At 58.3% G+C, this 5,488-nt stretch carries 3 rRNA genes; all 3 read left to right on the top strand.

The window, feature by feature from the left end:
* Positions 1-148: 148 nt before the first annotated feature.
* The 3 genes from CRP29_RS22190 (at position 149) to rrf (ending at position 5,481) form a co-directional block, all read left to right on the top strand.
* A 16S ribosomal RNA gene (locus CRP29_RS22190) occupies positions 149-1,667 on the top strand.
* A gap of 462 nt (positions 1,668-2,129) precedes the next feature.
* Positions 2,130-5,249 (top strand): 23S ribosomal RNA (locus CRP29_RS22185).
* 115 nt (positions 5,250-5,364) lie between these two features.
* Positions 5,365-5,481: ribosomal RNA gene (rrf, locus tag CRP29_RS22180) — 5S ribosomal RNA — on the top strand.
* Together the 16S, 23S and 5S rRNA genes form the textbook arrangement of a ribosomal RNA operon.
* Positions 5,482-5,488: the final 7 nt, after the last annotated feature.

Below are 5,488 nucleotides of genomic sequence, written 5' to 3'. Positions count from 1 at the left end.
GCGTCCGCTCTTTGAGAACTCAACAGCGTGCCGAAAGTCAGTGCCAAGTAATACCCCGTGTCGTGGGTCTTCGGATCTGCGGCTGGGATTCCTTTGGTTGATTGATATCGAGAGTGCTAGCTCTCGGTTCTCAGCTGCGATCAAATCATCTACGGAGAGTTTGATCCTGGCTCAGGACGAACGCTGGCGGCGTGCTTAACACATGCAAGTCGAACGGTGAACTCCGCTTGCGGGGGGATCAGTGGCGAACGGGTGAGTAACACGTGGGCAACCTGCCCTCAGCTCTGGGATAACTCCAAGAAATTGGGGCTAATACTGGATACGACCGCTGACCGCATGGTCTGGTGGTGGAAAGATTTATCGGCTGGGGATGGGCCCGCGGCCTATCAGCTTGTTGGTGGGGTAGTGGCCTACCAAGGCGACGACGGGTAGCCGGCCTGAGAGGGTGACCGGCCACACTGGGACTGAGACACGGCCCAGACTCCTACGGGAGGCAGCAGTGGGGAATATTGCGCAATGGGCGAAAGCCTGACGCAGCGACGCCGCGTGGGGGATGACGGCCTTCGGGTTGTAAACCTCTTTCAGCAGGGACGAAGCGAAAGTGACGGTACCTGCAGAAGAAGCACCGGCCAACTACGTGCCAGCAGCCGCGGTAATACGTAGGGTGCAAGCGTTGTCCGGAATTATTGGGCGTAAAGAGCTCGTAGGCGGTTTGTTGCGTCGGCTGTGAAAACCTGAGGCTCAACCTCAGGCCTGCAGTCGATACGAGCAGACTAGAGTGTTGCAGGGGAGACTGGAATTCCTGGTGTAGCGGTGAAATGCGCAGATATCAGGAGGAACACCGGTGGCGAAGGCGGGTCTCTGGGCAACAACTGACGCTGAGGAGCGAAAGCGTGGGGAGCGAACAGGATTAGATACCCTGGTAGTCCACGCCGTAAACGTTGGGCGCTAGGTGTGGGGCTCATTCCACGAGTTCCGTGCCGCAGCTAACGCATTAAGCGCCCCGCCTGGGGAGTACGGCCGCAAGGCTAAAACTCAAAGGAATTGACGGGGGCCCGCACAAGCGGCGGAGCATGTTGCTTAATTCGATGCAACGCGAAGAACCTTACCTAGGCTTGACATGCACGGAAATCCTCCAGAGATGGTGGGTCCGCAAGGGTCGTGCACAGGTGGTGCATGGTTGTCGTCAGCTCGTGTCGTGAGATGTTGGGTTAAGTCCCGCAACGAGCGCAACCCTCGTTCTATGTTGCCAGCACGTAATGGTGGGGACTCATAGGAGACTGCCGGGGTCAACTCGGAGGAAGGTGGGGATGACGTCAAATCATCATGCCCCTTATGTCTAGGGCTGCAAACATGCTACAATGGCCGGTACAAAGGGCTGCGATACCGCGAGGTGGAGCGAATCCCAAAAAGCCGGTCTCAGTTCGGATTGGGGTCTGCAACTCGACCCCATGAAGTTGGAGTCGCTAGTAATCGCAGATCAGCAACGCTGCGGTGAATACGTTCCCGGGCCTTGTACACACCGCCCGTCACGTCACGAAAGTCGGTAACGCCCGAAGCCGGTGGCCCAACCCTTGTGGAGGGAGCCGTCGAAGGCGGGATCGGCGATTGGGACGAAGTCGTAACAAGGTAGCCGTACCGGAAGGTGCGGCTGGATCACCTCCTTTCTAAGGAGCACTGGCCGCTGTCCTCGTGATGGTGGTCCAGAGCCGCGCCCAGAACACGATGGCCCGTCACTTCTGACGGGCTGCACGCTTCTGGGGTGGTGCTCGAGGGTGGAACGCTGACCAGTTCGGCCGGCAGCTGCGGCCGCCCCAAGTACGGCCTGGTGTCTCTTCGGAGGTGCTGGGTGTGGAACGGGGTGGGTGTGGGTGACCGGTCGTAGGCACGCTGTTGGGTCCTGAGAGAGCGGGCAACCGTTTCTTCTCTTGTCAGGGCCTTCCTGTTTCTCGTACCGCTGCTGCCCTGTGGGGTTGGTGGGTCTGGCGGGGTCATGTGGAGGGTGTCTGGTCGTACGTTGAGAACTGCACAGTGGACGCGAGCATCTTTTAGACTCTTAGTTTGTTTCGAGAGTTCTTGTAGGCCCGCACAACACCTCCTTCCGGGGGTGGTGTGTGGGATTTTTGTGTGGCCAAGTTGTTAAGGGCACACGGTGGATGCCTGGGCACCAGGAGCCGATGAAGGACGTAGGAGGCTGCGATAAGCCTCGGGGAGCTGTCAACCGAGCGTTGATCCGAGGATTTCCGAATGGGGGAACCCCGCACCAGTCATGTGGTGTGACCCGCGCCTGAACACATAGGGCGTGTGGAGGGAACGTGGGGAAGTGAAACATCTCAGTACCCACAGGAAGAGAAAACAACCGTGATTCCGTGAGTAGTGGCGAGCGAAAGCGGATGAGGCTAAACCGATCGCATGTGATAGCCGGCAGGCGTTGTGTGGTCGGGGTCGTGGGACCGTTCCGTATCCTCTGCCGAGGGTGCAGGGAGTAAGAAAAAGTTGGGTTAGTGGAAGGCCTCTGGAAGGGGTCGCCGTAGAGGGTGAGAGCCCCGTACACGAAAACTCAGCTTCTCCCGAACGTTATCCCAAGTAGCACCGAGCCCGTGAAATTCGGTGTGAATCTGGCGGGACCACCCGCTAAGCCTGAATACTCCCTGGTGACCGATAGCGGACAAGTACCGTGAGGGAAAGGTGAAAAGTACCCCGGGAGGGGAGTGAAATAGTACCTGAAACCGTGTGCCTACAAGCCGTGAGAGCCTTAGTCCTTTCGGGGGCGGGGTGATTGCGTGCCTTTTGAAGAATGAGCCTGCGAGTTAGTGGTACGTGGCGAGGTTAACCCGTGGGGGGTAGCCGTAGCGAAAGCGAGTCCGAATAGGGCGATTGAGTCGCGTGCCCTAGACCCGAAGCCGAGTGATCTACCCATGGCCAGGTTGAAGCGCGGGTAAGACCGCGTGGAGGACCGAACCCACTTAGGTTGAAAACTGAGGGGATGAGCTGTGGGTAGGGGTGAAAGGCCAATCAAACTCGGTGATAGCTGGTTCTCCCCGAAATGCATTTAGGTGCAGCGTCACGTGTTTCTTGCCGGAGGTAGAGCACTGGATGGCTAATGGGCCCCACAAGGTTACTGACGTCAACCAAACTCCGAATGCCGGTAAGTGAGAGCGTGGCAGTGAGACTGCGGGCGATAAGGTTCGTAGTCGAGAGGGAAACAGCCCAGATCATCGGCTAAGGCCCCTAAGCGTGTGCTAAGTGGAAAAGGATGTGGAGTCGCAGAGACAACCAGGAGGTTGGCTTAGAAGCAGCCACCCTTGAAAGAGTGCGTAATAGCTCACTGGTCAAGTGATTCCGCGCCGACAATGTAGCGGGGCTCAAGCACACCGCCGAAGCCGTGGCATTCATGCGTTGCCTGTCGGTCCTTGTGTGGGCCGGCCAGGTGTGTGGATGGGTAGGGGAGCGTCGTGTGGCGGTAGAAGCGGCGGAGTGATCCAGCCGTGGACGCCACGCGAGTGAGAATGCAGGCATGAGTAGCGAGAGGGGAGTGAGAAACTCCCCCGCCGGAAGACCAAGGGTTCCTGGGCCAGGCTAATCCGCCCAGGGTGAGTCGGGACCTAAGGCGAGGCCGACAGGCGTAGTCGATGGACAACGGGTTGATATTCCCGTACCCGCGAAGGAACGCCCATGCTGAACCCAGCGATGCTAACCACCCGAAGCGCCGGTGTCTCTTAGGAGACCGAGTGCGTGGAGGCTGGGACCCGGACTGGTAGTAGGCAAGCGATGGGGTGACGCAGGAAGGTAGTCCTACCGGTGAGTGGTAGTACCGGTGCAAGGGTGTGGCCCGCGGGGTAGGCAAATCCGTCCCGCACGAGGGTGAGACCTGACGCATAGCCGAATGAGGCGAATTGGATGATCCTATGCTGCCGAGAAAAGCCTCTAGCGAGTTCCGAGCGGCCCGTACCCCAAACCAACTCAGGTGGTCAGGTAGAGAATACCAAGGCGATCGAGCGAACTGTGGTTAAGGAACTCGGCAAAATGCCCCCGTAACTTCGGGAGAAGGGGGGCCATCTACTGTCAACCGCCTTGCGCGGGGTAGCGGTGGGTGGCCGCAGAGACCAGTGAGAAGCGACTGTTTACTAAAAACACAGGTCCGTGCGAAGTCGTAAGACGATGTATACGGACTGACGCCTGCCCGGTGCTGGAACGTTAAGGGGACGGGTTAGCCGCAAGGCGAAGCTCAGAACTCAAGCGCCAGTAAACGGCGGTGGTAACTATAACCATCCTAAGGTAGCGAAATTCCTTGTCGGGTAAGTTCCGACCTGCACGAATGGCGTAACGACTTCTCAGCTGTCTCAACCACAGGCTCGGCGAAATTGCACTACGAGTAAAGATGCTCGTTACGCGCGGCAGGACGGAAAGACCCCGGGACCTTTACTATAGCTTGATATTGGTGTTCGGTTCGGCTTGTGTAGGATAGGTGGGAGACTGTGAAGCGGGCACGCCAGTGTTCGTGGAGTCATCGTTGAAATACCACTCTGGTCGAATTGGATGTCTAACTTCGGTCCGTGATCCGGATCAGGGACAGTGTCAGGTGGGTAGTTTAACTGGGGCGGTTGCCTCCCAAAATGTAACGGAGGCGCCCAAAGGTTCCCTCAGCCTGGTTGGCAATCAGGTGTCGAGTGCAAGTGCACAAGGGAGCTTGACTGTGAGACCGACGGGTCGAGCAGGAGCGAAAGCTGGGACTAGTGACCCGGCACCGGCATGTGGAAGCGGTGTCGCTCAACGGATAAAAGGTACCCCGGGGATAACAGGCTGATCTTCCCCAAGAGTCCATATCGACGGGATGGTTTGGCACCTCGATGTCGGCTCGTCGCATCCTGGGGCTGGAGTAGGTCCCAAGGGTTGGGCTGTTCGCCCATTAAAGCGGTACGCGAGCTGGGTTTAGAACGTCGTGAGACAGTTCGGTCCCTATCCGCCGTGCGCGTAAGAGACTTGAGAAGAGCTGTCCCTAGTACGAGAGGACCGGGACGGACGAACCTCTGGTGTGCCAGTTGTACCGCCAGGTGCACTGCTGGTTAGCTACGTTCGGCAGGGATAACCGCTGAAAGCATCTAAGCGGGAAGCTCGCTTCAAGATGAGGTCTCTCACCGGGTCAACCGGGTAAGGCCCCCGCCCAGACCAGCGGGTTGATAGGCCGGAAGTGGAAGCACCGCAAGGTGTGGAGCTGACCGGTACTAATAGGCCGAGGGCTTGACCACACACACCTCCTCGAGGTCTCGTGCAGGTCAGAGTCAACTAGAGAAGATTGTCGCGTCCACTGTGCGGTTCTGAACGTGCGAACCAGGTTTCCTGGTTTCGTCAAGTTCACAGAGTTACGGCGGCCATGGCGAAAGGGAAACGCCCGGTCTCATTCCGAACCCGGAAGCTAAGCCTTTCAGCGCCGATGGTACTGCCCTGGAGACGGGGTGGGAGAGTAGGACGCCGCCGGACAACCATT

Source organism: Blastococcus aggregatus (assembly GCF_900221005.1).
GTDB lineage: Bacteria > Actinomycetota > Actinomycetes > Mycobacteriales > Geodermatophilaceae > Blastococcus > Blastococcus aggregatus.
This window is presented reverse-complemented; position numbering and strand designations above follow the sequence as displayed.